Source organism: Bradyrhizobium sp. SBR1B (genome assembly GCF_014198205.1).
In the GTDB taxonomy this organism is placed as follows: domain Bacteria; phylum Pseudomonadota; class Alphaproteobacteria; order Rhizobiales; family Xanthobacteraceae; genus Bradyrhizobium.
Genome location: NZ_JACIHC010000078.1, coordinates 1 through 1287, shown reverse-complemented (window position 1 = coordinate 1287; position 1287 = coordinate 1). Strand labels below are relative to the sequence as shown.

Genomic DNA, 1287 nt, shown 5'->3' with positions numbered 1-1287 from the left:
AACGGTTTCAGCAAGTGGCCGGGCCAGGACGATGCCGGCCGGGCCGTCCTCGCAATCGCCCGTGAGGTCTGTGACGACGGCCGCCGGCTCGCTCGTTTTCATGAGCAGCAGCTGGCGAACCTGGTGAACGGTTTCAGCAAGTGGCCGGGCCAGGACGATGCCGGCCGGGCCGTCCTCGCAATCGCCCGTGAGGTCTGTGACGACGGCCGCCGGCTCGCTCGTTTTAATGAGCAGCAGCTGGCGAACCTGGTGAACGGTTTCAGCAAGTGGCCGGGCCAGGACGATGCCGGCCGGGCCGTCCTCGCAATCGCCCGTGAGGTCTGTGACGACGGCCGCCAGCTCGCTCGTTTTCATGAGCAGCAGCTGGCGAACCTGGTGAACGGTTTCAGCAAGTGGCCGGAAGACGAGGACATTTGCCATTCCGCAGCCGTGATCGCGGGTGAGGTCGGTCGCCGCGCGCTCTCCGATTTCACGCCGCAGCAGATGGCATATCTGATGAATGGCTTCAGCAAGTGGCCCGACGACCCGGCGTGTCACCGGGCGGTAGTGGACATCGCGCGCGGACTAGGCCGGGGCGGTCAACGCTTCGGTGCCTTCACGACGCCCGAGTTCAACATGATCGCCAATGCCCTGGGGCGAAGTATCGTGAGAGGGGAAGACGCGGGAGAGATCATAGAGACCGCTCTGCTGAAGGATCGCTTGCATCAGCTGGCCCATCACCTTCACTACGACAATGATCGGCTGGAGCAGAGCGATGTTCGGACCATCGCCAGCATTTTCAAGGCCTTGGCGAAGGCTCGACTATTCGAAGATCTTGGCTCGCTCGCCTCGACCGGGTTGGATCGGCTCAACGAATTGCATCGTGCCCCTGGTTTTGCCGCTGAGAATAACCTCGAAACCATGGGCAATCTCTGTGCCGCGCTGGTGCCGCTGGCGCGCAGCCCGCACCTGCGCTGGCACCGCAGAGTGGCTCTCCACTTGCTGAACGATGTCCAACCGATCGTGGAGCAAAAGATCGAGGCACACTTCGATGCGAGCGCGGCAGAGCGCATCCGTGGGCCGCGCGCGAGTCGCAATCCCGCCCTCTCGATCTATCAGGTGCTCAAGGCTCGTGCAGTCCTGGCGAGCATGTTCAAGCGACCGGTTATCGAGGGCAAGAAGGCAGATTTGCGGAAGAGGCAGCAAGAGCTGAGGCACGGTACCAAAGAGATCCTGGCCGGCACGCGCGACCTCATCCAGGGCGATCTTTCCAACATGAGCTGGAACCTGATCGCACAGATCGAGGCG

At 62.8% G+C, this 1287-nt stretch carries 1 pseudogene; it reads left to right on the top strand.

The features are described 5' to 3' along the window. A pseudogene (locus GGD61_RS40150) lies at nucleotides 1-1287 on the top strand (hypothetical protein); the annotation flags it as partial.